Origin of the sequence: Streptomyces sp. NBC_00210 (genome assembly GCF_045160975.1) — a bacterium.
In the GTDB taxonomy this organism is placed as follows: Bacteria; Actinomycetota; Actinomycetes; order Streptomycetales; family Streptomycetaceae; genus Streptomyces.
Genome location: NZ_CP108120.1, coordinates 7,573,956 through 7,598,967 on the forward strand (window position 1 = coordinate 7,573,956; position 25,012 = coordinate 7,598,967).

The 25,012-nt window shown below is 71.4% G+C and carries 16 protein-coding genes; 12 read left to right on the top strand and 4 right to left on the bottom strand.

Features of this window, described 5'->3' with window-relative positions; all coding sequences use genetic code 11:
* Positions 1-22 precede the first annotated feature (22 nt).
* Genes OG729_RS34335 through OG729_RS34370 form a run of 8 tightly spaced genes read left to right on the top strand, consistent with a single transcriptional unit; the run spans position 23 to position 13,577 of the window.
* The gene (locus OG729_RS34335) at positions 23-1,828 is read left to right on the top strand and encodes a hypothetical protein (protein ID WP_405809818.1); all 1,806 of its coding nucleotides are present in this window, start codon (positions 23-25) and stop codon (positions 1,826-1,828) included.
* 29 nt (positions 1,829-1,857) lie between these two features.
* Entirely contained in the window at positions 1,858-3,093 is a 1,236-nt protein-coding gene (locus OG729_RS34340; protein ID WP_360870894.1) for a hypothetical protein, read from the top strand.
* On the top strand, positions 3,090-6,059 hold the full coding sequence (locus tag OG729_RS34345; protein ID WP_405809819.1) for a hypothetical protein: 2,970 nt from the start codon (positions 3,090-3,092) through the stop codon (positions 6,057-6,059). The genes OG729_RS34340 and OG729_RS34345 overlap by 4 nt, the downstream gene beginning before the upstream one ends.
* Positions 6,059-7,369, top strand: coding sequence for a hypothetical protein (locus OG729_RS34350; RefSeq protein ID WP_405809821.1), 1,311 nt, complete (start codon positions 6,059-6,061; stop codon positions 7,367-7,369). The genes OG729_RS34345 and OG729_RS34350 overlap by 1 nt, the downstream gene beginning before the upstream one ends.
* Entirely contained in the window at positions 7,366-8,943 is a 1,578-nt protein-coding gene (locus OG729_RS34355) for a vWA domain-containing protein (RefSeq protein WP_405809822.1), read from the top strand. Before OG729_RS34350 ends, OG729_RS34355 begins: the two co-directional genes overlap by 4 nt.
* The gene (locus OG729_RS34360) at positions 8,940-9,593 is read left to right on the top strand and encodes a 4Fe-4S single cluster domain-containing protein (protein ID WP_405809823.1); all 654 of its coding nucleotides are present in this window, start codon (positions 8,940-8,942) and stop codon (positions 9,591-9,593) included. The genes OG729_RS34355 and OG729_RS34360 overlap by 4 nt, the downstream gene beginning before the upstream one ends.
* The gene (locus OG729_RS34365) at positions 9,583-10,962 is read left to right on the top strand and encodes a hypothetical protein (RefSeq protein ID WP_405809825.1); all 1,380 of its coding nucleotides are present in this window, start codon (positions 9,583-9,585) and stop codon (positions 10,960-10,962) included. Before OG729_RS34360 ends, OG729_RS34365 begins: the two co-directional genes overlap by 11 nt.
* Positions 10,959-13,577 carry an AAA family ATPase gene (locus OG729_RS34370; RefSeq protein WP_405809827.1) on the top strand — a complete coding sequence of 873 codons (2,619 nt, stop codon included), beginning with the start codon at positions 10,959-10,961 and terminating at the stop codon, positions 13,575-13,577. Before OG729_RS34365 ends, OG729_RS34370 begins: the two co-directional genes overlap by 4 nt.
* Before the next feature lie 9 nt (positions 13,578-13,586).
* On the opposite strand, the gene OG729_RS34375 is transcribed toward OG729_RS34370, so the two are convergent.
* Complete coding sequence (locus OG729_RS34375) at positions 13,587-14,567, bottom strand: hypothetical protein (protein ID WP_405809828.1); 981 nt, start codon at positions 14,565-14,567, stop codon at positions 13,587-13,589.
* Positions 14,568-14,724: 157 nt separating this feature from the next.
* Between OG729_RS34375 and OG729_RS34380 the strand changes: the two genes are divergently transcribed.
* Both OG729_RS34380 and OG729_RS34385 read left to right on the top strand, forming a co-directional pair.
* Complete coding sequence (locus OG729_RS34380; RefSeq protein WP_360870918.1) at positions 14,725-15,054, top strand: CU044_2847 family protein; 330 nt, start codon at positions 14,725-14,727, stop codon at positions 15,052-15,054.
* 4 nt (positions 15,055-15,058) lie between these two features.
* Positions 15,059-19,429, top strand: a complete 4,371-nt coding sequence (locus OG729_RS34385; protein WP_405809830.1) for a tetratricopeptide repeat protein — start codon at positions 15,059-15,061, stop codon at positions 19,427-19,429.
* On the opposite strand, the gene OG729_RS34390 is transcribed toward OG729_RS34385, so the two are convergent.
* Complete coding sequence (locus OG729_RS34390) at positions 19,410-19,724, bottom strand: hypothetical protein (RefSeq protein WP_405809831.1); 315 nt, start codon at positions 19,722-19,724, stop codon at positions 19,410-19,412. The genes OG729_RS34385 and OG729_RS34390 overlap by 20 nt on opposite strands.
* Positions 19,725-19,838: 114 nt before the next feature.
* Here OG729_RS34390 and OG729_RS34395 point away from each other — a divergent pair, with 114 nt between their 5' ends.
* On the top strand, positions 19,839-20,360 hold the full coding sequence (locus OG729_RS34395) for a hypothetical protein (RefSeq protein ID WP_405809833.1): 522 nt from the start codon (positions 19,839-19,841) through the stop codon (positions 20,358-20,360).
* Between the two features lie 9 nt (positions 20,361-20,369).
* Here the strand turns inward: OG729_RS34395 and OG729_RS34400 are convergent, their stop codons facing one another.
* Positions 20,370-20,849, bottom strand: coding sequence for a MarR family transcriptional regulator (locus OG729_RS34400; RefSeq protein WP_360870924.1), 480 nt, complete (start codon positions 20,847-20,849; stop codon positions 20,370-20,372).
* 95 nt (positions 20,850-20,944) lie between these two features.
* On the opposite strand from OG729_RS34400, the gene OG729_RS34405 reads away from it, so the two are divergent.
* Positions 20,945-21,784 (top strand): SDR family NAD(P)-dependent oxidoreductase, encoded by an 840-nt coding sequence (locus OG729_RS34405; protein ID WP_405809835.1) that lies wholly within the window; start codon positions 20,945-20,947, stop codon positions 21,782-21,784.
* Positions 21,785-21,828: 44 nt separating this feature from the next.
* On the opposite strand, the gene OG729_RS34410 is transcribed toward OG729_RS34405, so the two are convergent.
* Positions 21,829-25,011, bottom strand: a complete 3,183-nt coding sequence (locus OG729_RS34410; RefSeq protein ID WP_405809837.1) for a carboxyl transferase domain-containing protein — start codon at positions 25,009-25,011, stop codon at positions 21,829-21,831.
* Between the last annotated feature and the right edge of the window lies 1 nt (position 25,012).

The following is a 25,012-nucleotide window of genomic DNA, read 5'->3' on the forward strand; positions in this document are numbered from 1 at the left end:
GTGTGCCGTCTGCCAATGGCAGATGCATGGCGATCCGGTTCTGGGGGAGCTGAGCGACGGCGATATTCAAGAGGCGCGAGAGGCCGCTGAGGCGGCCGGGCATGCCTGGGACCTGCGGGCCGCCGTGTTGGCCTCGGCCGATCCGGGCGCCGGCGAGCTGCCGTCGACGGTGATCCGGGGTGGGCCCGCGCGGCCCGGCGAGAAGGCATTCCGGGAATCCGGTGAGTTACTCGGGAGTATTGCGGAGCTGGAGTCGGCGGAGTGGCAGCAGACCCTGGAGAGCCTGATCGCCGGGCACTTGGGAGAGTTGCTCTTCGTCGAATTCACGCCGGATTACGTGAAGGTGATCAAGGCTTGTCTGGACGACCGTGGAATACCCCGGCAGGCCGATGCCGGAAGTGCGGAGTGGCACCTTGTCGCACCCATGCTCGACCATCGCACGGAAATTCGAAAATTCCAGCTCGCCGGCGGCATCGGCACCCTGCAGCCGATCAGCCGTACGGAATTCGACGCGGCCGTCCTGCGCTGGCTGAAGGCTTACATCCCGCCCTCCTGCACCGGTTCGATGGTTCTGGTCACCCGCCGTACCGGCTGGGTGCTGCTGGACCGGGCCGCGGCCGCTCTGCGCGAGATGTTCGCCGTACGGGCCGAGATCGGGCCGGGGGCCGCGCTCCCGGCGACGACGGAGACAACGGCCGCCGTACAGGAGGTACTTCGCACCGCGCCCCTCCGCTTCGATCACACTCTTCTCCTGGCCCGGGTCGACCGGCGGACCGGCGCAGTGCACGCCGACAGCCGGGTGCTGTTCCCCGCCGGTCTGCGGCTGGCCCGGGGCGAGACCGCGACCGCCACCGTCACCGTGCACGGCGGGGTCGCCGACACTCCCTCAGCCGCCCTGCCGGTGCTCTGCGGTATCCCGGCGGCGGGCGGCGGAGGCGCTGAGCCCCTGGGCCTGATGTGGACACACCTCAGGGCGCTGCAGCCGACCCCGCTGACGTTCGTTCTGCATGGGCCCGGCGAGGTCGAGATGGTCACAACTGAGGGCGGTTCGCCGGGCGAGCGGCCCGCGGTGGACCTGGCCGGTCTGATCAGAGACCTGCCGCGGCGGATTTTGCGTCCGCCGCGTCTGGAACTCCATCTCACCGTCGAACTGTCCGGCGCGGACGAGGCGGAGACCGCCGAACGACTCATGTTCGTACGAGAACTCATCACGTCGCTCGCCGGACACGGGGGAGCGGGACAGGGCCCGCGGATCGCAGTCGTCGGCCACTACGACCACGTGATCCACGAGAACCGCTACACCCGCCGGCCCACGCTGCTTCTTCGGGTTCCGGCGGGCCCCGCCGAGGCCGCGCTGGCCGCCCTTTCGTCCTGGCGGCCCGCGCGGCGCGAACAGGACACCGCGTCTTCGCTGGAGGACGCGCTCAAGGAAGTGGCACCGCTCCGTGCGGCGGAGTCCGGCCGCGACAGCGCGGTACGGAGGATTGTGCTGGTCGTCGGGCGCCGCCCGCCGGGAGTGCCCACCCAGCAGTACGGGCTGGTGCCGACCTGTCCGCTCGGCGCCGACTGGCGGGCGGAACTGGACCGGCTGCGCGGGGCAGGCCTCCGCGTCATGACCCGGGCGGACCCGGTCACCGGACCGCGTACGACCGACCGTGCCGGATTGCCCGCCCAGGAGTACGCCGCAGGGGCGTGGGCGGCGCTCTCCGCAGACGGCTTCTTCCGTCCGGGCGCCGATGCGCCGGCCGATGTGGCAAGGGCCCTCACCCCGCCGTGGCAGACGGACGGACCGCCCTGCCGACTGGCCTTCGCCGCCCCCCTGCTGTGATCCGCAGCTCCGGTACGAGGAGAGACATCATGTCCGCGAACAAGTACTACAACCCCGATGAGCAGGGTCCCAACGGCGCCCGGCCCGCGCTGCCTTCCCCGGCTGCCGAGCCCTCCGGGCCCGGACCCGTCGAGTCCGTCATCCCCCCTCCGGCCGAGACTCCGCCGCCGGCCGCACCGCACTGGGCCGGGCCGCCGTCTGCGCCCGCGCCGCCCGTGCCGCCCGCGCCCACCTACGAGTCCCCGCAGCATGCCAATCCCGTGCCGGACGGAAATCTTGAACCGCTGCGGATTCCGATGCGACCGCAGGGAAGTTCCGACGGCGCTCCGGATCCGGTCCGCATAGGCCTGTGGGGAGCGCCGCGCTCCGGCAAGACCACCTATCTCGCCGCACTGCCGATCGCGGCCATGCAGTACCAGCGACACGGCCGGGGCAACTGGGTGGTCAGCGGCATGACCAAGGACGCCAACGACTTCCTCGTCGACAATGTGGCGCGGCTGACGCGTGACCGCGTCTTCCCGGACGCCACCACGGGCATGAAGGGCATGAGCTGGTCCTTCCAGGGTGAGGAGCCGGCGTCCGGCGCGTTCCGGACGCGTGGCCGTGAGGTCGACTTCGTCCTGGAGATCCATGACCCGTCGGGCGAGGTGTTCCGGCGGGATCATCCGCAGCACGCGGCGATCATCGACCAGCTCGCGCGGGCCAAGGGGTTGATCTATATCTTCGACCCGCTGGGCGATGCCGTGGAGGCGACGCAGAGCCTGAACTTCTTCCACGCCGCGCTCACCGAGCTGAACACCCGCGTCCGGGACTCGGGCGGGCACATCCGCAACCGGCTGCCGCACCATGTCTCCGTCTGTGTCGCCAAGTTCGACCACCCCGAGGTCTTCCGGCCCGCAGTGGAAGCGGGCTGGGTCACCCAGGACTCCGTGGGATCCCAGCTCCCCCGGGTACCCGAGCGCCTGGGCGCGGACTTCTTCGGGTGGATGTGCAACGACTTCCGGGGGGCCACGGCCAGGCTGGTGAGAGACGCACTGGCCAGCTTCTTCCACCCGGAGAACATCTCCTACTACGCAAGCTCGGCGATCGGCTTCCGGCTCAACCCCCAGCACGTCTTCGACTACCGCAACTACGCAAACGTGGAGATCGTCGAAGGGCAGCGCCGGATCTGCACGTCGCCGGAGCCCATCAACGTCCTTGAGCCCCTGATCGACCTGGAGCGCAGGATCCGCACCGGTAAGCGCAAGGGAGGGAAGCGGCGGTGAACGACGGCTCCGGCGACGAGCGGTTCACGGCTCAGGCGGACGGCTCCGCCGCGCGCGTCGGCGGCGCGCCGCTCCCGGCTCCGGGCGACGGCTCCGTACCGCTCCCGGCTCAGGGCCGCTCCGGCGGTGAACCGCTCACCGCGCAGTGGGCCGTGCTGGGGAAATACCCGGGACAGACGATGGGGTACGAAGTCCTGGGCAGCAGCCCGCCGGAGAGACGAGCCGGCAACTTTCTGTGGGGCGCCGCCGCCGTCGGCGCTCCCGACGACCGGGACGGCAGGGGAGCGCTTCCCTGGCGGGTGTTCCTCAGCGGTGTGGAGGGCGAGACCGCGGCCTGCGCGGTGGTCGAGACGGTCTGGGACGGCAGCCGGGACGGCACCGGCGCCCCCAGCTACGCCTGGCGGTTGATTCTGCTCGAATGGTCCTCGGCCAGTGCCGCCGGTCTGACCTGGACCGCACTGAACCGGGCCGTCGCCGCCGTGCAGTGGCCCACCCTGACCGCGCAGTCCCACCCGGCGACCGGGGCCGCGGTGGCGATCGACGTACCCCGGACCGCCGCCGCGGAGCCCGCCGATACGGTGGACAGGCTGGGCTTCGAGTGGGCGGCAGGCGTCGCCGCACTCCTCCTGGACGGACAGCAGGTGGCGATCGTCCCCCCGCAGGGAGCGGGCCTTCCCGACACCGACGAGCGCGTGAGGATTCTCGATGCCGTCTGCTCGCTGTTGCCGTACGGATGCCGGGTCTGGCTGAACGCCGCGACCTGGACGGGGCAATCCGACCACGAGCTGATGCTGGTCTTCACCCCCGCGGCACGAGGGCGGCAGCAGGAGGTCTGCCTGGACGGGGGCATCCCGCCGCAGCCGCAGAGCCCCACGGCCTGCTCCTATCTCGTCGAGCTGCTCAGACTCCGGGAGAAGCCGAAGACCACCGTCGAGCTGGTCGCCCATCTGCTGGGCGCGACCACGGCGATCCCTTTCCGGGAGCGCGACGAGGCGGTCCGGGTGCTGAAGGAAATGGATCTGCTGGACTCCGAGATCGAGGAGATCCGGCAGGGCCGGGGCCAACTCCGCAATGTGCGGCGGGTGCTGGAAATGCACTCGTCGACCGCGCTGGGTGAGCACCGGCTGGCCGTGCTGGTGGTCTTCCTGGCACGGACGGCCTCCACCACGTCCCCCGCGCGGCAGCAGGCGACCGAGATCCTGCTCAGGTACTGGAGCCCGCTGACGCCCCGGCTGCTGGCCGAGGACATCCTCGCCGTACCCGCGTCCCAGACCACTTTCGTCCATGCCAGGCAGTATCTGGAACTGTTGCGCGAAGTCGGTGCGCAGCAGCCAGGCGCGTTCGACGAGCTGTTTGTGAACCTCGTGGGGGCGCCCAACCAGGATCCCCAATGGGTTGCCGAACTCATCCAGATGGCTGAGCGGAACTTCGGCCCGACCACGGAGGCCCACCGGATACTGATCGGCTCACGCGAGGTGGGGCTGGCCTGGTTGGGCCTGCTGCTGGGGCGGAAGAACCCCGATCTGTCGGCGCTCTTCCGACTGGTGCCGACGGCGCTGCGTCAGGGTGTCGGCACCGTGCCGGGATGGCTGCGATTCGCGGCGGTGCTGAGCGATGACCTCGCACCGGACGACGTCGCCGAGTCCGATGCCGCCGAGTTCACCGAACTGCATTCCAACGCCTGGCGGACCGCCCTGGAGGCCGCCGGCCCGAGCCGCCGGCCCGCCCTGATCAGCCTGCTCTGGCCGAGTCTTCGCGAGGTTGCCCGAGGACAGGGGTGGCGGGAGCTGCTGGACCTGCTGGACCGCGTCGCCCCGCCCGGACAGCCGAGCCTCGCGCCGAGCGTGGCCGCGGACGCGGATCTGCTGCGTGCGGTGGCCGGGTACTTCAGCGGCTCGGGCCTTGGGCTGTCGATGCCGCGGCTGAGCAAGTTCACCGATCCGGAGCAACTGGGCGACTATGCGTCCGCGCTCGTCCGGCGCGTCGACTTCGACCTGGGGCCGATCATGGCGGAGGCGCTGCTCGGGGACGCCCCGGACGACAACTGCTGGGCCGTGCTCACCCAGTTGATGCAGCAACGACCCAGTCTTGAGTCACCGGTACGCGACGGACTCGCCCAGCGGCTCTCCGTCGACTACTCCCGCTGGCTCCAACTCAGGCTGCCCGATGATCTGGTGAACGCTCTGAGCCATCGAGGGAATCTGGGCTGGCTGCATTCCGTCGTGGGGCTGCGGAACATCATCCGCGACGGTGGCTCGACCGAGCGGGTGGCCCAGGTCGTCGCCAACGCATGCCCGTCCCTGTCCTTCTCACGGCAGATGGCGGGCGAGATCATCGCATGGCTGGGCGAGCAGCAACCCGCGGTCGCCTATGAGTTGGCCCGCGCACTGGACGAGCGGCTACGGGGACTGGGGAGGAAGCTGCACGCGGCGATCCGGCTCGATGAGCGGGCCGGTGCGCTGCGTGAAACGCTGATGCGCTTCCTCGAGAGTGAGGAGGACTGCCTACGCGGCTACCGCGCGGAACTGAGCGGCCTGCCACAGGTCACGGTGCGGCAGCCGTGGAGCTCCTCCCCGCCGCTGGGTTCACACGGGGGTTCAGGTTCTGGCTCGTACGGCAGCTCCGGTTCCAGCGGCCACGGCAGCTCCGGTTCCGGTTACTACGGCAACGACGCGTCGCAGCACGGGCGCAGTGCTCCTGACGCCCCGCCGTACTCCCCGCCACAACAGCTTGGTCCCACGTCCAGTTCCCAGCCGGAGTACGACACCCCCTCGACGTACAACCCCTGGCAGGAGTACGGCGGGGATCCGTCGACGGACATCCTCTGGACGGCGCCCGGCGGTCCGCCGCCCGGGCATGACCCGCCGACGCAGGAGCAGCCTCAGCCGGGGGACCAGCGGCCCGCGGAGAAGAAGAAGTGGGGCGGACTCCCCGGACTCCCGTGGCGCGCCAAGAGGGAGTCGTGATGGCCATCGCCATGGACATCGGGACCCGCTACGCCCGGATCGCCCGGATCGGCCACGACGGAGCCCCGCAGCTGGCCGCACTGCCCGGCTCGGTCCCCGGAGAGGGTCTGCCCCTGCAGACCGGTGCGGGATCTCATCGGAGTGCGTCGCTGCGTACGGCATACACCGCGTACTGTGCGCACTTCGGCGCGCCGGACCGCGTGGTGCTGGTCGTGCCGCAGGAGGGCCGGGCGGATTACGCGCGCCGGGCGGTGGACACGCTGACCGCGGCGCACGACGCGGACCGGGCCCCGGAAATCCGGGCGCTGTCCACACCGCACGCGGTACTTGCGCTGCTGCGGCACACGGGGACGGTGACAGCGGGCCGGTACACGGTGTGCGATCTCGGCGCGACGGCGGCGGAGGTGTCGGTCTGCGCGCTGACTGGCGCTTCCGTGGCCGTTGTCGCCGGCGGACGGTATGCGCCCACCGACGGCTACGGTGCGGGTTTCGACGCGGCCCTGCTGGCGGGGGCCGGGTTACCGGACGACGAGCAGGCGCACCGGGCGCTCGCCGCCGTCCGGGCCGAGGACGGCGCCGGGCTTCGCCTCGAACTCGCGGTCGGCCGTGCGGAACGCGATCCCGAGCGCTACGACGATCCCGTCCATCAGGTGTCCGGACGGGAGATCACGGCGGGTGTGGTGCGCCGCGCCCTCGGGCGACTGACGGCCGGAGCGGATCGCGCACTGGACGATGCCGTGGGCGGTACGTCCGTCCCACCGGTGATCGCGGCCGGAGGGATGGCCCGGCTCCGTCCGCTTGAACGCCATCTCGCCGCCCGCCAGGGTGCCGTCGTCGCGCTGCCCACCGGTACGGACCCCGCCCTCGCGGCGGTCTTCGGCGCCGCACTGGTCGCCGCCGGGAGGATCGACCCCGGCGACCGCTATCCGCACGCCGTCTGCGTCGCGACCCATCGCACCGTGGGCGGTGAGCCGCATTCCGAGGAACTGGTCATCACCCCCGCCGGGGCCTTGGAACCAGGCGGTCCCACCGTCTTCGCCGAGCACGCCGGACACCGCGTCAGGGTGCGGCCCGGCGTGGGCGCCCCCCGGCCGGTGCGGGTGCGGGTGCGCGACACCGACGGGCGGGCGACCGCGCCCGTGAGCATCCTGACCGTCCCCGGCGGTTCCCCCGGCGACCGGTTCCACGTGGGCGTACGCATCGACGCCGACGGCACCGCCCGCCTCGTACTGCATCCGGTGGGCTCCGGGACGCCCGCCGAATTCCCGCTCGGCACCCTGCCGACCGATCTCAAGGGAGCGCGTTCGTGAAGCACCCCATCTCAGCACGGGCGCTCCGGTCCGTATCTGCCTTCCGGATGTGCGCGGCCGTGCTCACCGCCGCCGTACTGAGCGCCGGGCCCGTCACCGCGCACGCGGCGCCCGCGGCCGACGGCCCGTCGCGCGCGGAGGTCTACACGGCGTTGGGCCTGGACGATCAGCCCGCCGACTACGCCATCCTCGTCGACACCTCGTGGTCGATGCGGAAGGACGGCCGGTACGAGACGGTCCGCTCGACCCTGCGGCCGTTCCTGGAGAGCCTGTCGCCCAAGGACCATGTGGCCCTGGTCGCCTTCGACACCCGGCCGGACCCCCGCTACATCGGTCCGGCCGACGACACCGACGAGATCATGTCCAAGGTGCCCCCCGGGCCCACCCCCGAGGGAGCCACCGACATCGGCGCGGCGCTCGAGACCGCGCTGACGGAACTCGAGCGGTCAGACGCCTCCGAGATCGCCTCCATCGTGCTCGTCACCGACGGGAGCCACCAGCCGGGCTCGGGAACCCGCTACCCCGAGAGCACCGGAGAGGCATGGACCGCGCTGAGGAAGCGGGCGACGGACATCGGCAAACGAACGGAACTGGCCGGATACGCCCTGCCGTTGGGCACCGGCGCGTCGGGCGCGGATCTGCTCGACGACGTGGTGCCGAACACCACGGTGCTGCGGCCCGACAGCGTCAAGGGGCTCGGTGCGTATCTGCAGCGCGCCGGGGACCGCACCCGTGCCCGCAAGGCGCAGCTGCTGCTGGCGAAGGACCAGGGCAAGGGGGTGACGGCGGCATGGCAGGACGGCGACCGGCTCGACCTCACGGACGGCTCCGCCACCGCGCGCCTCACCCTGCGCTCCACGACCAGCCGCCTGCCGCTGACGGTCTCGGGCCTGAAGGCCTCGGTCGGCGATCCGGCCGTGGCGCTGAGCGGGCTGCCGTCGCAACTGACCCTGAAGCCGGGCGAGTCACGCTCCTTCGATGTCCGGCTGCGCGGCGGGCTGCCGGACGGCATGTTCCCGTACCGGCGTACGGAGAACGCCGAAGGCACACTCCTCGTGTCGGGACGGGTGGCGTCGCCGTGGGAACAGGCTCTCGCCCCGACCGTACGGTTGAAGGTGGCGGAGCGGGTCCGGGTCCCCGAGCCGGCGGTGCCGCTGCGGGACACGGTGGGTTCGCCGGTCCTGCTGCCCGCCGTCATCGGCGCTGTCCTGCTCATCGCGCTGATCGGCTGGCTGCTGTGGCGGCGCACTCACCGGCCGCGGCTGCGGGGTGAACTGCTGCTGGTGCCGGCGTTCGAGGACCGGATCCCCGACCGGATTGAGCTGCGTGGCCGGCGGATGAGGCTGCAGCCGCACTCGGTCGGCGGGCGGGGACAGGTCCACGGCCGACGGCGGGTCGCCGACGGCGAGTCACAGGTCCATCTGCTGATCCGCTACACCCCGGACGGTTCCAGCGCCCGGGAGTCGGACGCGACCTGCCGCCCCGGCAGCCATGTGGTCGTCAACGGTGTCTCGTTCACCTATGTGCCGGAGCAGCGGGGGCGGGACAGTGTCGGCAGCGGACATCCCCGATGAGCGCCCGCTCCCTCAATGTGGCGGCGACACGGATCGGCACCGAGGCCCTTGGGCCGGGTGTGCGGTCGGTGCTCTGGGTCCAGGGGTGCCCCTTCCGCTGCCCGGGCTGTATGTCCCCCGACTGGATTCCGGACCGGGCCGCCCGGCGGGCCGAAGCCCGGGAGCTGGCGGCGGAACTTCTGAGCGACCCCCGGGTGGACGGGCTGACCTTCTCCGGCGGCGAGCCGATGCTCCAGGCCGCCGGGCTGGCCGAGGTGGCGCGGCTGGCCCGGCAGGTGCGGGAGATCTCCCTGATCTGCTTCACCGGCTACCGACTTGAGCAGCTGCGCTCCCGGCCTCCTTCCCCGGGAGTGCCCGATCTGCTCGCCGCCGTCGATGTGTTGATCGACGGCCGGTATGTGGCCGCCCTGGACGACGGCCGCGGGCTGCGGGGCAGCTCCAACCAGCGCGTCCACCATCTCACCCGGAGGCTGGCGCGGTGCGGATACGACTTCGACGGCCGTCCCCGCACCGCCGAAATCGCCCTCAGCGGCCCGGAGGCCCTGCTCATCGGTGTTCCACCGACGGGGCTGCTGGCCGCCTTCGACACTGCGGTCGACACCGTCCGCGGCACCACCTCCCCCGGAAGGGAGCAGCACCATGAGCGGTAAGAAGCGCATCCAGGTCGACGAGTCGGAGTGGTATCGCCTGCAGCGCAAGGCGCAGCAGCTGAAGGAGGTACAGCGCAATCTCCCGCAGCTGATGAACGAAGTACGCGCGCAGACGCGGGCGGACATCGACCGGACCTTCCGCGCGGTCGAGGAGCGTCAACGGCAGCACGAAGGGGTCGTACGCAATCTCAGCGCGCAGACCCGGCAGTTGGAGGAGGACACCACACGAAGGCTCCGGCAGCAGGCCCAGGAGCTGCACCAGGCGCTGGACGCGACCGCGGGGCAGCTCCGCGAGGAGACCCGCCGGCAGCTGGCCGAGCAGCAGGAGTCCACCCGGCGGGCGATCGCGGCTGAACGGGCCGAGCGCCGGGCGGAGATGGCCCGGCTGTCCCAGGAGGTGGACCTGCTGAAGCAGGACCGGGCGCAGGCCGAGACGACCGTACGGTCCTGGCTGTCCGACGCCCATGAAATGGCCGGGCTGGTCGAGCGGACGCTGCCGCACGAGCGTTACGCCCCTGGGGAGCTGGCGAAGCTGACGGCCCGGCTGTCCACCGCCGAGCGGAACATGGCCGACGGCAGGTTCGACGCGGCGCTCGCGCTGGTGCAGGACACGTACCACGGACTGAGCGAACTGCGGGTGGAGACGGAGCAGAAGGAGCTGGACCGGTGCTCGGCGCAGACCACGGCGGTCGAGGCGCTGGTACGGATGGACAAGCTGATCGAGGGGAACGCGGACCGGCCCGTGCTCGGATCCGACGGCGCCCCGCTGGCCGGTATCACCCTCGACGTCGGGTACTGGTCGGAGGGCGAACTGGACGAACTGCGCCGGGAGACAACCGAGGCGCTGCGCAGTGCGCGCAACGACGCGACGGACTCGGACGAGCTGCGCCGTCTGGAGGGGCAGGAGGCGCCCAGGCTGGAGCGCTCGCTGGGGGACACCGTGGAGCGGGCGGGCATGCGTCAGCTGGCCTCGCAGCTGCGGGTGAACCTGGCCGACGCGGTGGCGCACACGCTGAGCGAGTACGCGTACTACGACCTCGTCGACGGGGAGTACGACCGGGCCGACCCCCGGGGCGGGTACTACGCCAAGCTCCGCCACATGAACGGCAATGAGATCGTGCTGGATGTCTCGCAGGGTGCCGAGGACACGGGAGAGTGCGTGGTACGGGTGCTCTCCTACGACCATGACACGACGGCCGAGGCCGAGCTGCGGGATCGGGCCGACGCGATCCAGGAGGCGCTCAAGGCGGAGGGGCATCAAGTGTCCGAGCCGGTCAGTGAGCGGGGCGTGCCGGATCCTGAGCTGCTGCGCATCGACCGTCACCGCGAGCAGCGGGGGCAGCAGCGGCCGGGGACGGCTGGGCCATGACCCAAGCCGTGCCGTCGCCCGCCCCCGGGCCGGGCGTCGAGCGGTTCGCCGGTGTGTCACTGCGCAGCGGCGAACCGTTCACCGTCCTCTACGGCCCGGGGGTGGACGACATCTTCGTCGACACCGGCTACCAGGTCTGTCATCTGGAACAGACGCTGTGGCGGCTGCTGCGCGCCGAGGGGTACGAGCGGATCGTCTTCAGCTCCACGGCAAACCCTGTCTACTTCCGCGACACCGACTCGCGTGATCTGTCGCGGCGCGGCGGCCCGGAAAGGCCGGCACCGCCGCGGGGCGTCATGCGCAATCCCACGCTGCGTGGCCCGCTCGGCAACCTGCTGGCGCCGGGTGCCGGAGCCGCAGGAGGCGGAGCCGCCGCGCCGCAGCGGCCCGCAGGCGTGGGTGGATCGGCGCCCCCGCGGCCGGACGCGGGAATCTCGGACCCGTTCGGGGTGATGACGCTCACCGGGTATCTGCGGCAGCGGCAGCACCGTACCGCTGTCGTCTTCTCGCACGCCGAGGAGATCCTGCGGCACACCAGGGCCGCGCGGCAGCTGGCCGGAGCCATGGCGGACTGGGCACAGCACAGCGACGACAGCAATCTGTGGCTGATGGTGTTCCGCAAGCCGTCCCTGGAGGAGGTGGAGCGCTTTGTCGAGGCGATAGGGGACTTCCCGCTGCTGACGACCTTTGTGCAGGAGCAGCGGTCCGCCCAGGACCGGGGCGGGGCCGCCCGGATCGGCTACCCGGAGGCCGCCGAGCTGGAGCGGCTGATCCATGAACTGCGGTTGCGGCGTGGGCTGCGAATCGCGGACTGGCGGGAACTGGCCCCGGTGGTGCGGGCGTTGTCGGCGCACCCCCGCAAGGCGCGGACCTGGCGGAGGCGACTGCTGGAACTTGCCGGCCCCGAGAGCGCGCTGAGCGGTGCGGAACTGCGGAGCCGGGGCTGGGTCGAGAGCGTCGTGGCCGACGGCCGCAGCCCGTGGGAGCGGCTGAGTTCCATGCCGGGGCTGCTCCCGGTCAAGCGGCACTTCGAGAAGATGCGGGCCCGGGTGACGGCGGAACGCGCACTGCGCGCCCAGGGGCGGGCGAACGGCGCCGAACCCCCCTCACCGCACCTGGTGTTCACCGGCAACCCGGGGACGGGCAAGACCACGGTCGCCCGGCTGGTCGGGGAGATGTACCGGGATCTGGGCATGCTGAGCCGAGGGCATCTCATCGAGGCGGGGATGCGGGACCTGGTGGCCGGATACATCGGTCAGACCGCTCCGCTGACGGATGCGACGGTGGACCGGGCGCTGGACGGCGTGCTCTTCATCGACGAGGCGTACGGGCTCAGCGACCAGCGGGACGGGTTCGGGGACGAGGCGATCCAGGCGCTGCTGAAGCGGATGGAGGACGACCGGGGGCGGCTGGTCGTGGTGGTGGCCGGGTACCCCGACAAGATGAAGGAGTTCATGGCGGCGAACCCTGGCCTGGCGAGCAGATTCGACGCCGGGAACGTCATCGAATTCCCTGACTACGCTCCCGACACCCTGCACGCGATTCTGCTGCGCCGGCTCTCCGAGCTGGGTCTGTGTCCCGACGACGAGTGCGAGGAGCAACTGGGGCGGATCGTCGAGGGGATGAACCGCACCAAGAGCTCGACGTTCGGCAACGCGCGGGAGATGCGCACCCTCGCGGACAGCGTCTTCAACGAATGGGCGGACCGCGTCAGCGACCGTGTCGACGAGCCGGTCACCCCGGAGGATGTGCCCGAGCGCTACCGGGCCCATCTGGAGAAGCCCGCGCCCGACCCGCGTGAGCTGCTGAGGGAACTCGACGCCTATGTCGGCCTGGGCCCAGTGCGCAGTGCGCTGGAGGACCTGGCGAACCGGCTGCGACTGCGACAGGCCAGGGGTCAGGGCCGATTCGCGCCCCCGCATCTGCTGTTCGCGGGCCCGCCGGGCACGGGCAAGACAACGGTGGCGCGGCTGGTGGGAAGGATGCTTCGCGAACTGGGCCTGCTGCACCGGGGCCATGTGGTGGAGGTGACGCGGGCGGAGCTGGTGGGCCGCCATGTCGGCGAGACGGCGCCGATGGTGAAGCAGGCGGTGCAGTCGGCGCTGGACGGCGTGCTGTTCATCGACGAGGCGTACAGCCTGGTCAGCGACGCGGGGCGGTCGGACTTCGGCAAGGAGGCGATCGACACACTGACCCCGGAGATGGAGCTGTGGCGTGGCCGTCTGGTGGTGATCGCGGCGGGCTATCCGCGGGAGATGGACGCGTTCGTCGAATCGAACCCGGGCCTGCGGTCACGGTTCACGGTCCGGGTGCCGTTCCCGCACTACTCCAACGGGGATCTGCTGGAGATCCTGCGCCGGATGGCGGCGGGCGAGGGCTATTCCCTGGGATCGGGAACGGACGCCCAGGCGGCCCGCTGGCTGGAAGCCACGCGAGCCGCGAGCCCGTCGGACTTCGGCAACGCCCGTACGGTGCGCCAGCTGCTGGAGGCCATGGAGGGCCGGATGGGCGCGCGGTACGCGCTGGCCGCGGCGGACGGCATGGGTGCCCCGTCGGAGTTCCTGCCGGAGGACATCCCCGACCCGCCGGTGGGCCCTGGGCCGGGCGGGCGGTGAGCCGTCCCGTCAGCCCTCGGTCCGCCGGAGCGTGACCCGGCCCCCGGTGTCGAGGGCGTCATGCTCCTCCAGGACGTGGGCGAGTGCGTCGTCGGCCTGGCGGAGGCGGCGTTCGATGTCGTCCGCGGCGGCTTCGACCTGGGCGAGCGAGATGCCGTGCTCCTCTCCACGGGAGCCACGGGAGCCACCGGAGCCACCGGGGACCGGACCGACGAGCGCCCGCGCGAGATCGCGGTCAGCCTTGGCGTGCAGCCGCAGCGACGCCAGTTGCGCGCCCTGCTCCGCTCGGATGCGCTCCAACCGGTCCTGAACCTCGGCCAGTTCCGCGGTGCCGTCGGCGTGGCGGCGTTCCTCCGCCGCCAGGGCGCTCTGCGCGGCCGCGGCCCGTTCCAAGGTCTGCCTGGTCTGCGGGGCCAGCGCCGCCAACTGGTCGTCCGAGAGGCGGATCAGGGCGTCGCTGCTCGTGCGCAGTGCCTCGTCCACCCCGGCGTCCCGGCCGCGCAGGTCCGCCAGCCGGTCCCCGATGACCTGCTGTTGCTCCCGCAGCGCGTCCAGCGCGACGACCAGCCGCTCCAGCCTGCGCAGTTCGTCGACCTGTCGGCGCAGGCCCTCGTGCTCGGCCAGCCGACCGCGCAGTGCCTCCTCCGTCGCCACCAGCTTCTCCAGCGCCGCTCGCTCGCCCGCGACTGCCTCGGTCGCCTCGGTGAGCTGACGTATCAACTCCTGGGTGCCGACCCGACCCCGGTCTCCGGGCATCGCAGCGGCCAGCAGCCCGGGCAGCGCCTGGGCCAGGGCCCGGCTCTCCTCCAGCGCGTCGTCCAGGGCATAGAGCGCGCAGAGCGCCCGACTTCCGCTCGCCCCGCCGTCCACCCGGCGTACCGCGGCCGCGGCCCATCCGAAGGCCAGCCCCAGCACTTTCAGGGCGGCTTCCTCGTCGCTCACATCGGTCGCGGTCAACGCTGCGGATATCTCTCGCCTGGCGTCGTCCATGACGGCCCCCGTCCCCCACCGGACCCGTATGACGCGACCTTCCCAGGGGGACGGTCGCCGGGTCGTCATCGTATCGCCGCAAACCTCCGCTCATGCGGCACTCGCGCCACTACGCTTGGCGAGAGAACTCCGACAGTGATGATTCCGGGGGACATCCATGGCTGAGGTAGTGCGATTCGCGGGCCCGGACGGGGCCTCACTGCTGGTCGAGGTGGACGACGACGCACCCGGCCTGGAACGGATCTCCCGGGATTCCGCCGGGATCGCCGAAGCCGGGCAGCGCCTGGATGACGCACTGGCCGCCGCCCGGCCCGCCATCCGGTCCGTCATCGACTCGATCAAGGCGCTGGCCCCGGACGAGTACGAGGTCGAGTTCGGTGTGAAGCTCAATGCCGAGGCGGGCGTCATCGTTGCCAAAACGGCGGTCGAGGGCCACTTCAATGTGAAGGTTCACTGGACGACGCCCGCCTCCGGCACCCAGGGGTGAGCCGGTGTCAGCGGCTCAGGAGCGCCCGCCCTGGCTGGTGAGCGTTCGCCGCTCCAGGGACGAGAACCCGGTCGGCGCGGGCATGCTGGTCACCCCGCGCCACATTCTGACCTGCGCCCATGTCGTACGGACCGGAACAGCGCTCGGCGTGCCCGAGGAGCCGGTCTTCGTCCAGTTCCAGTACGCCCCGGAGCACGAGCCCGTGCCCGCCACTGTCGTCCCCGGCGGCTGGCACCCTGCCAGCGGCGCCGACACGGGGGATGTGGCCGTCCTCGAACTCGGCGCGCCCGCGCCTGCGCAGGCCGCCCCCGCCCCGCTGCGTACCACCGACCCCGGCACCTGGGACCACCGCTTCCGGGCGTACGGCTATCCGCGTGAGCATCCCCGCCAGGGCGTCCCGGTACGCGGGGAGATCATCGGCCACGCGGGCGGCGAATGGCTCCAGGTGGAGGCGAGCCCGCAGACCGGCTGGGGGCTCGAGCAGGGCTTCTCCGGCTCTCCGGTGTGGGACATGAACAGCCAGGGCGTTATCGGGATGCTGGTCGCCCGTGACTCCGTGACCAAGATCGACCGGCGTACGGCCTATGCCATCAAGGTCGAGACGCTGGTCCGGTACTGGCCCGAACTCGCCCCCTATGTACGGGACGCCACTACCCAGGAGTTACGGGCGCGGCTGGAGAGCCTGCTGTGGATCCCGCTGACCGAGGGCGGGGAGATTCCCCGGGTCGACCAGGTGGACCCGCATGACATCGGTGTCTCCCGGTCCAAGTACAGCGACCGCCCCGACGGCGCGCCCTATGTGCCCCGCCATCCGCAGGACGATCTGCTGGACGCCGCCGTGGCCGGGTCCCGGTTCGTGCTGCTGGCCGGACGTTCCAAGGCCGGCAAGTCCCGCACCCTGTTCGAGGCGCTGCGCCGTACGCTGCCCGGAGCCCGGCTGATCGTGCCGCGCCCGGACAGCCCGGACCGCCGGGTCCTGGACGACCTCAGCCGGCTGCACCTGCCGACCGGTCAGGACCGGGCGGTGCTCTGGCTGGACGACCTCCACCACTTTCTCCAGCCCGGCGGGGTGGACCTCCAGATACTCGACCGACTCGCGCGCCGGCAGCCGGCCGTCACCGTGGTCGCCACCATCCCGGCCAAACAGCGGGCCGCTCTCACCGGCATGGAGAACGACGTCGGCCGCATCGCCCGAACCGTTCTCGGCAAGGCGCGGGCCATCGAACTGCCACCTCTGCTCACCCCGGAGGACGCGGTCGTCGCCCGCGAGTTCTATCCCACGGAGGACTTCGCGTCCCGGGGCATCGGCGAGCTGATGGTCGCCGCGCCCGGTCTGGAGCAGCGTTTCAACGACGGCGCGGAGAGCTGCCCCGAGGGCTGGGCGGTGGTGAAGGCCACCACCGACTGGCACCGGATGGGAATGATCGGGCCGTTGCCCGCAGCCGTACTGCGGGATCTCTTCGACAGTTACCTGACGGAGCATCACCCCCAGCTCGACGCCGACGAGGACCGTTACCGGAGTGGCCTGGCCTGGGCACGGGAGCCGGTGGCGGGGGGTATCGCCCTGGTCCGCCAGGTGCGTGGACCGGACGGGGATTCCGGGTACGCCGGGTTCCCCTACATGTCGGAGTATCTGGACACCCGGGCCGACGACCCGTCTGCCCGGGTACCCCGGTTCGCCTGGGAGTACCTCTCCGGACCCCGACCGTCCTCCGAGCTGCTGGCGATCGCCTATACGGCGCTGGTGCGCGAGGAGTCCGACATCGCCGAGCAGATGCTGCTGCGCATCTCGCGGACACCGGGCGACCAGGACAGCTCGGCCTGGGCATCGCTGATGCTCGGTGAGATACGTCTGTACCAGGGCGACTTCAGCGCGGCGGTGACCCTGCTGGACGACGCGGCCTCTTCGGGCGCGGAGAGCGTCGTGCCGCTCGCCCAGGTCGAACTGGCCGGGGCGCTCATGGTGACCGGCGACCGGGCTCGGGCCCGGGGCCTGCTGGAAAACGCGATGAACTCCAAGGACCCCCAGGCCTCACAGATGTCCCAGGTGGCTCTCGCGGGTCTGCTGGTCGCGCAGGGGGAGAGCGAACGGGCCCAGCAACTGCTGGAAGCCGTCATGGAGTCGGGGGACGCCGAGGTGGCTCCGCTGGCCAAGGCGCAGCTGGGCAGGATGCTGACCGAAGGCGATCCCTCCGGTACGCGTACGGGACGCAAGCCCGGCGCCGAGCGGGGTAAACCGGGGACCGGGGCGGGCGCTGCGCGGGGCGGGCCGGTGGAGCCGTTGGAGCAGCCCTGGACGCTGTCCCGGGCGGTCGGCGAATCGATCACCGGCCAGATCACGGCCCTGGCCCGGGCGAACCTCGGCGGTCTCCTGGCCAACCAGGGCAATCTGGACCGTGCCGAGGAACTGCTGCGTTCGGTGGTGGAAAGCGGGCAGTTCCACGCCGCGCCGCTGGCCCAGGTCAGTCTCGGCGAACTGCTGATTCTGCGGGGGCTGTACGACGACGCGCGGGAGACGCTGGAGGCCGTACTCCGCACGGGGCATCCGTTGGTCACCCCCGTCGCCCAGGTCACTCTGGCCATCGTGCTGCTCGAGCAGGAGGAGACGGCGCGGGGTCTGGCGCTGCTGCGTGAGGTGGCCCTGTCGGACCATCCCGACCAGGCCCCGAGGGCGGCCTGTGTCCTGGGGGAGTGGTTCGGCGTCCAGGAGGACGCCGACGCGGCCGGGGAGTGGCTCGGTCGTGCGGTCTCCTCGGGACACCCCGACTGGTCGATCGCGGCTCAGGTCGATCTCGCCGTCCTGCTCCTTGCCGACGACGAGGAGGGTACGGCGCGGGCGAGGGAGCTGCTGGCGGAGGCGGCCGGCTGCGGTCATCCCGAGCAGTCTCCGCGCGCGGCGGACTTCCTTGGCGATCTGCTGGCCCGGGACGGTCATATCGAGGCGGCGGAGAACGCCTACCGCATCGCCATCGACTCCGGACACCGGCTGTGGTCCCTGCTCGCCCGGATCGACCTGGCCCTGCTCCTTGCCGACGACGAGGAGGGTACGGCGCGGGCGAGGGAGCTGCTGGCGGAGGCGGCCGGCTGCGGTCATCCCGAGCAGTCTCCGCGCGCGGCGGACTTCCTTGGCGATCTGCTGGCCCGGGACGGCCATATCGAGGCGGCGGAGAACGCCTACCGCATCGCCATCGACTCCGGACACCAGGAGTGGTCATTGGTCGCCCGGATCGACCTCGCGGTGATGCTGGCCGGCGAAGGGTCCTTCGCGCGCGCCGAGAGCCTGCTGCGGGTGGTGGCCGACTCCGACAATCTCGCCGCCGCCACCTGGGCGAGCGCCCTGCTCGGCCTGGTCCTCGTGTACAGCGGGGAACGGGCCGCAGGACTGGCGTATCTGCGGACCGCGGGCGACGCCGACAGCGCGCCCGCCTCCCAGCTGGCGCGATTCCATCTCGCCAAGTGCCTGGTCGAGGACGGGGACGAGAGCGGCGCCGAAGAGCTGCTGCAGGTGGTCATCCAGGACGAGCAGTCCGACGTCACCGCGGTGGCCCAGGCCTATCTGGGTGTGCTGCGCCTGCGCCGGGGCGACGCGGAGGCTGCGGAGGAACTCCTCGTCGGCGCCGAGGCGTCGGGCGACAGCGAGGCGATCGCGGTCGCCTATCTCGGCCGCGGCGAGCATCTGCTGGAGGTGGGCGAGGTACAGGTGGCCGGGGATCTCCTGGAGGCCGCTCTGGCGGCGGGTGACGCGGAGACCGCGCCCCGCGCTGCCGCTCTGCTCGGCGTCGTACGGCGCTCGACGAACGACCTTGAAGAGGCGCGACAGCTGCTGACGGACGCCCTCGCGGCTGACGACCCGACGATCGAACCGATGGCGCGGCGCTATCTCGGCAGCACCCTGTTCCGGCTGGGGCTCCTCACCGAGGCGGAGGAGGCGCTGCTCCCGCTGGCACTCTCCGACGACATCCAGCATCGCCCACGCGCGCTGCTGGTGCTGGGACAGGTCCTGGCGACGGCCGGTCGGACGGAGGATGCCTATCCGTGGTTCGAGCAGGCAATCGCCTCGGGCGACCAGGAGACGGAGGCCGACGCGCGCTATGACTTCGCCGAGTTGTTGATGCGGGCGGGCCTGCGGGAGCGAGCCGCCGCGGTCCTGGCCCCGCTGGGCGCCGACGAGGAGACCGCGGCAGGCACCCCTGACTCGGCCCCGCCTGTGGCCCCACGGCCACAGGGTCCGGCTCCGCACCCACTCCCGGCGGCGGTGCTCACGCTCCTGGGCGATGTCGCGGGCGCCGAGGGCGATCCGGCCGAGGCCCGTTACTGGTACGACCTGGCCGCGCGCGCCGTCACGACGACCGCTGTCACGAACTCCCCGGAGTGAGGTTGCTGAAGGAGCCGCCGCCCGGAATTCCCCTTTCGAGGGTCCGTACCTTGGACAGGTCCTCGTAGATCTTGCTCAGGGCTTCGGCCCTGCCCTCGACGGGCAGGAGCTGGGTCTGGTCCACCCGGTCGAGGAGGACCGAGTAACGCGAACGCATGTTCAGATGCCATCGCCAGCGGGCGCCGAAGTCCAGTGCGCGGGCCACGGCGATGAGGAAAGTGGCGATGCCGGCCGCGATGCGGGCCCACGTGGTGTAGCCCACGGGGAGCACGGTAGCGACCGTCGTGGCGGCCATGGCCGCCATGGTGCTGCCGTGCGTGCGAACCCTCCGGAATCGATAGGAGCGGCTGCCGCTGCCCGCGGCGTCACTCACGGGCTGCTGCGGCTTCGGTATTTCGAGAGGGCGGCCATGACCGTGCTCGAAGCCCTCAAGCCACCGGTACGCCAGATGTCCCGCTACTTCAACGAGACCAGCCTGCGGCGTGACATTCTCAACAGGGTGGGTGCCCATATCGATGAGAAGACGAAGGTCGTCATCGGGCATTCGCTCGGCTGTGTCGTCGCGTACGAAGCGCTCTGGGAGCTGGCGGATTCGAGAAGCCGTAACAACGTTGATCTCCTGCTCACCGTCGGTTCTCCGCTGGGGCTTCCGCCCATTTACAACCGGCTTCGTCGCAGGCCGCACGGACCGCCGACCGGGATCCGGAGCTGGGTGAATATCGTTGATCCGAACGACATCGTGGCTGCGGCCCACGACCACGCAAAGCTCTTCCCCGATCCTCATCGCGGCGACGTCGCGCGCAGGACCGAGATGACCGGTAAGCCCTTGAGCGTCGACAACGGTTCCGCTCCCCATGCGGGCACCCACTATCTGATCAAGCAGGTGTGTGCCTTTCATATCGCCAAGGCACTGGATCCGCCGCCTTCGTGAGCGGATCCGTCAGCGGTCCTTGTCGGCCATCTCCTCCTTGTTGGCCTTGAGCTTGTGCCACACCTTGCTGAGCGCTTCGAGGTCCTCCGTGTCGAGGAGATCGGTGAAGACCGGCGCCAGGCAGGCGCGGCGTGTGGCGTCGGCCTCCTCGAAGAGCCGGTGGCCCTCCGGTGTGAGTGCCACCTCGACGGAGCGGGCATCGCGCGGGGACGGGGTACGGGTGACCAGCCCGCGGCCCTGGAGGGCGTCGACGACACGGGACACCTGGCTGCGGCTGAGCATGGTGCTGTTGCCCAGCACTGAGGCGGGGACCGGATCGGGGCTGGAGGCGAGCCAGAGCATGACCTCGAACCAGGAGACGGGCAGATCGTGGGCCTTGCTCAGGGCGCGGTCCACGCGTTCTGTGAGGACGGTTCCGGCCCAGACCAGCCCGTAGAAGGCGTGGTCGGCCACGGGCATCTCGGCCTGGGTGAGCTTCCTTTTTGCCATGGACCCGATCCTACCTATTGCGTGTGCACGCACAGAATGGTTATGGTGTGTGTACACGCACTGAAATACTCAATGTGATCGACGAAGGGCACATCATGTCTTCCAAGGTTGTTCTGATCACCGGCACCTCCTCGGGCATCGGCCTGGCCGCCGCCGTCGGCGCGGCGAAGGCCGGCTGGCGGACGGTGGCGACCCTGCGCGACACCAGCCGCGCCGACGCGCTGCGCAAGGCGGCCGCGGACGCGGGGGTGGAGCTCGACATCCGGCAGCTGGACGTCGCCGATCCGGCTTCCGTCGCCGCCGCGGTCGACGGTGTGATCAGCGACCACGGCCGTCTCGACGCCGTGATCAACAACGCGGGCGCCGGACACCTCGGCACGCTCGAGAACGAGACTGTGGCCGATGTGCGCCAGGTCATGGAGGTCAACTTCTTCGGGGTGCTCCATGTCTCCAAGGCCGCGCTGCCCCATCTGCGCGCCTCCGGTGGCCGGCTGATCACCGTCACCAGTGTCGGTGGCGTCGTCGGGCAGCCGTTCAACGAGGCCTACTGCGCCGCGAAGTTCGCTGTCGAGGGCTACATGGAGAGCCTGGCGCCGGTGGCGGCCAAGCTGGGCGTGACCGTCTCCGTCGTCGAACCCGGCGCCGTGGCCACCGAGTTCGTCAGCAATATCGGTGTCGACCTGGAGGCCGAGGTCGCAGCCGCAGGACCGTACGCGGATGCGCTGCAGGCCTACCTGGACCGCACCGTCTCGCAGTTCCTCAGCGGCGCGCAGACCCCGGCCGAGGCCGCCGAGTCCGTACTGGAGGCGCTTACGGCGGACCGGCCCGCGTTCCGTATCCAGACGTCCGACTGGGCCCGCGGGTTCACCGGCACCAAGCTCACCGACCTGGACGGATCGGCGGTGCTCGGCCTCACCAGCGGCTGGGTCGGCTGACGTTCCCTGGCGGGGCGCCGCCCTCGCCCATCAGGTCTCGGGGGCTACCAGGTGTCGACATACGACCGGCGCGTCGTCCCCTCCTCCGGTGGCGACCAGCCGTCCAGTGCCGCAAGGATCCAGCGCCGCGAGTCCGCCGGGTCGATCACCGCGTCGATCTCCAGCGCCGCCGCCGCGTTGACCGCCTTGCCGTGTTCGTACAACTCGGCGACGCGTGCCTCGAAGGCCCGCTGCCGCTCCCCGGAGTCCTCGATCGCGGCGAGTTCGCTGCGGTAGCCGAGCCGGACCGCGCCCTCCAGGCCCATGCCGCCGAGCTCACCGCTCGGCCAGGCCGCGGTGGCCAGCGGCGCCCGGGTCGAACCGCCCATCATGGCCATCGCGCCGAGTCCGTACGCCTTCCGCAGGATGAGGCAGACCAGCGGCACGGCGAGATGGGCGCCCGTCACGAAGAGCCGGGAGAAGTGCCGTACGGTCGCGGTCTTTTCGGCATCCGGCCCCACCATGAAACCGGGAGTGTCACAGAGTGAGACGACCGGAAGCCCATGGGCGTCGCACAGTTGGAGGAAGCGGGCGGCCTTGTCGGCGGCGTCGCTGTCGATCGCGCCGCCCAGATGGCCGGGGTTGTTGGCGATCAGGCCCATCGGCCGGCCCTCGATGCGGACGAGCGCGGTGACGATGCCCGTCCCGAAACCGCGGCGCAGCTCCAGCACCGAACCGGTGTCCGCGAGCCCGTCGACGGCGGCTCGGATGTCGTAGGCACGACGTCGGTTCTCGGGGACGGCGTGGCGCAGCGCGCGCGGGTCGGGGGAGTCCCAACTCCCTTGCGGCCCTTGGAAGTACGAGAGGTACTGGCGCGCCACCCGCACCGCTTCCGGCTCGTCGGCGACCGCGATGTCCACCACGCCGTTGGGTACCTGGACCGAGAGCGGGCCGACCTCCTCGGGCCGGTGCACCCCGAGGCCGCCGCCCTCGATCATCGCCGGGCCGCCCATGCCGATTGTCGCCTCCGGCGTTGCGATCACCACATCGCAGCAGCCCAGCAGTGCGGCATTGCCCGCGAAACAGCGACCGGAGGCGATGCCCACCAGCGGCACCAGGCCGCTGAGTCGTCCCATCTGGTGAAACGTCATGAGATCGAGGCCCGCGACCGCCGTGGTGTCGGTGTCGCCGGGCCGCCCGCCGCCGCCCTCCGCGAACAGCACCACCGGCAGCCGCCGCCGCTCGGCGAGCTGCAGCATCCGGTCGGTCTTGCGGTGGTTCTGGTGCCCTTGGGTGCCCGCGAGCACCGTGTAGTCGTACGACATCGCCACGCACGGCGTTCCGTCGACCGTTCCGGTTCCGGTGACCATGCCGTCTGCCGGCGTCGAGACGATCAGGTCCTCCAGCGAGCGGCGGCGGCGCTGGGCGGCGATGGCGAGCGCCCCGAACTCGGTGAAGCTGCCCGGGTCGCACAGTGCGTCGATGTTCTCGCGGGCCGTGCGGCGGCCGATGCGACGGCGCTTGGCGACCGCGTCGGGCCGGTTCTCGTCGAGGCCGATCGCATGGCGGTGCAGCGCCTCGGCGAGATCCGGCCGTACGGCGTCGAGGTCGACGACTTCCACGGCCGGGCCGTCCTCGGCGGGCTCGCTCCCGGCGGGGTCGAGCAGCACCAGGGGCTGTCCCTCGGCCGCCGTGTCGCCGACCGCTGCCGGCACGGCCCGTACGGTCCCGGCCGCGCCCGCCGCGATGACGTACTCCATCTTCATCGCTTCGAGGACCAGCAGTTGCTGCCCGGCGCGCACCACGTCCCCGGCGGCGACCGCGACGCTCACCACGGTGCCGCTCATCGGCGCGGTCACCGTGGCGGCGTCGGCGTCCGCGACGGCTTGCACGTCGGCGTCCGCCACGCCCGGTACGTCGGCGAGCCGCTGCTCGACGAAGCCGGTGTCCGTGCCGCCCGCCGCGAAATCCGGATGGCCAAGCACCGCCCGGAGCAGCGGAATCCCGGTCCGTACGCCCTCCACGGCGAACTCACCGAGCGCCCGCGTCGTCCGCTCGCACGCCGCCGCGAAACCGGCACCCGCCGGGACCCGCGCGATCACCTTCGCGAGCAGTGGGTCGTACCGGGTGCCCGTCGTCAGTCCGGTGCGCGTCGCCGTGTCCACCCGTACGCCGGGGCCCGTCGGCACGTCGAAACGGGTCAGTGTCCCGGGCTCCTCGGCGTACACCCGCGCCTGCACGGCGAATCCGCGCGGCTGCGGTGGCTCCCCGAGCCCCAACGACGCGAGCGTCTCGCCCTGCGCCAGGCGCAGTTGTACCGAGACCAGGTCGACGCCCGTCACCTCCTCGGTGACGGTGTGCTCCACCTGGAGCCGCGGGTTGGCCTCGATGAAGTGGAACTCCTCACCCGCGACAAGGAATTCGACGGTCGTCAGCCCGGTGACACTGGCCTTGCGCGCCATCCGCAGAGCCGCGTCGAGCAGCTTGGTCCGCATCCGTTCGGGCAGCGCGGGCGCCGGGGCGATCTCGATCAGCTTCTGATGGCGTCGCTGGGCGCTGCAGTCCCGCTCCCACAGATGGGTCACCGCTCCGGTGGTGTCACCGAGGATCTGCACTTCGATGTGGCGCGCGCCCTCCAGCAAGCGCTCGACATACAACTCGCCCCGCCCGAAGGACTGCTGAGCCTCCGACCGGCAGCGTTCCCACGCCGGGGCCAGTTCGTCGGCCGTGCGTACCGCCCGCATGCCGCGCCCGCCGCCACCGCCGACGGCCTTCACCATCACCGCCCCGCCCGGCCCGAGCCCCGCGAGGAACGCCCGCGCCTCGTCCAGGTCGGTCGCCCCCCGCGTCCCGGCGAGTACGGGTACGCCGACCCGCTCGGCCAGTTCCCTGGCCCGCGCCTTGTCGCCGAACAGCCCCAGCACCTCGGGCGAGGGACCCACGAAGCCGATTCCGGCCTCGGCGCAGCGCGCCGCGAAGCCGGCGTCCTCGCTGAGGAACCCGTAGCCGGGGTGCAGCAGCGCACACTGCGCCCGCCGCGCCGCGGCCAGCACCGCGTCGCCGTCCAGATAGGCGGCGGGCCCCGACCCGGGCAACGGCACTGCCTCGTCAGCCAGTTGGACATGAGGCGATGCGGCGTCGTCCTGGGCGTACACGGCAGCGGTGCGCATACCGGCCTCGGCGGCGGCCCGCAGTACGCGTACGGCGACCTCCCCGCGATTGGCGACGAGTACGGCGGCAGAACCCATG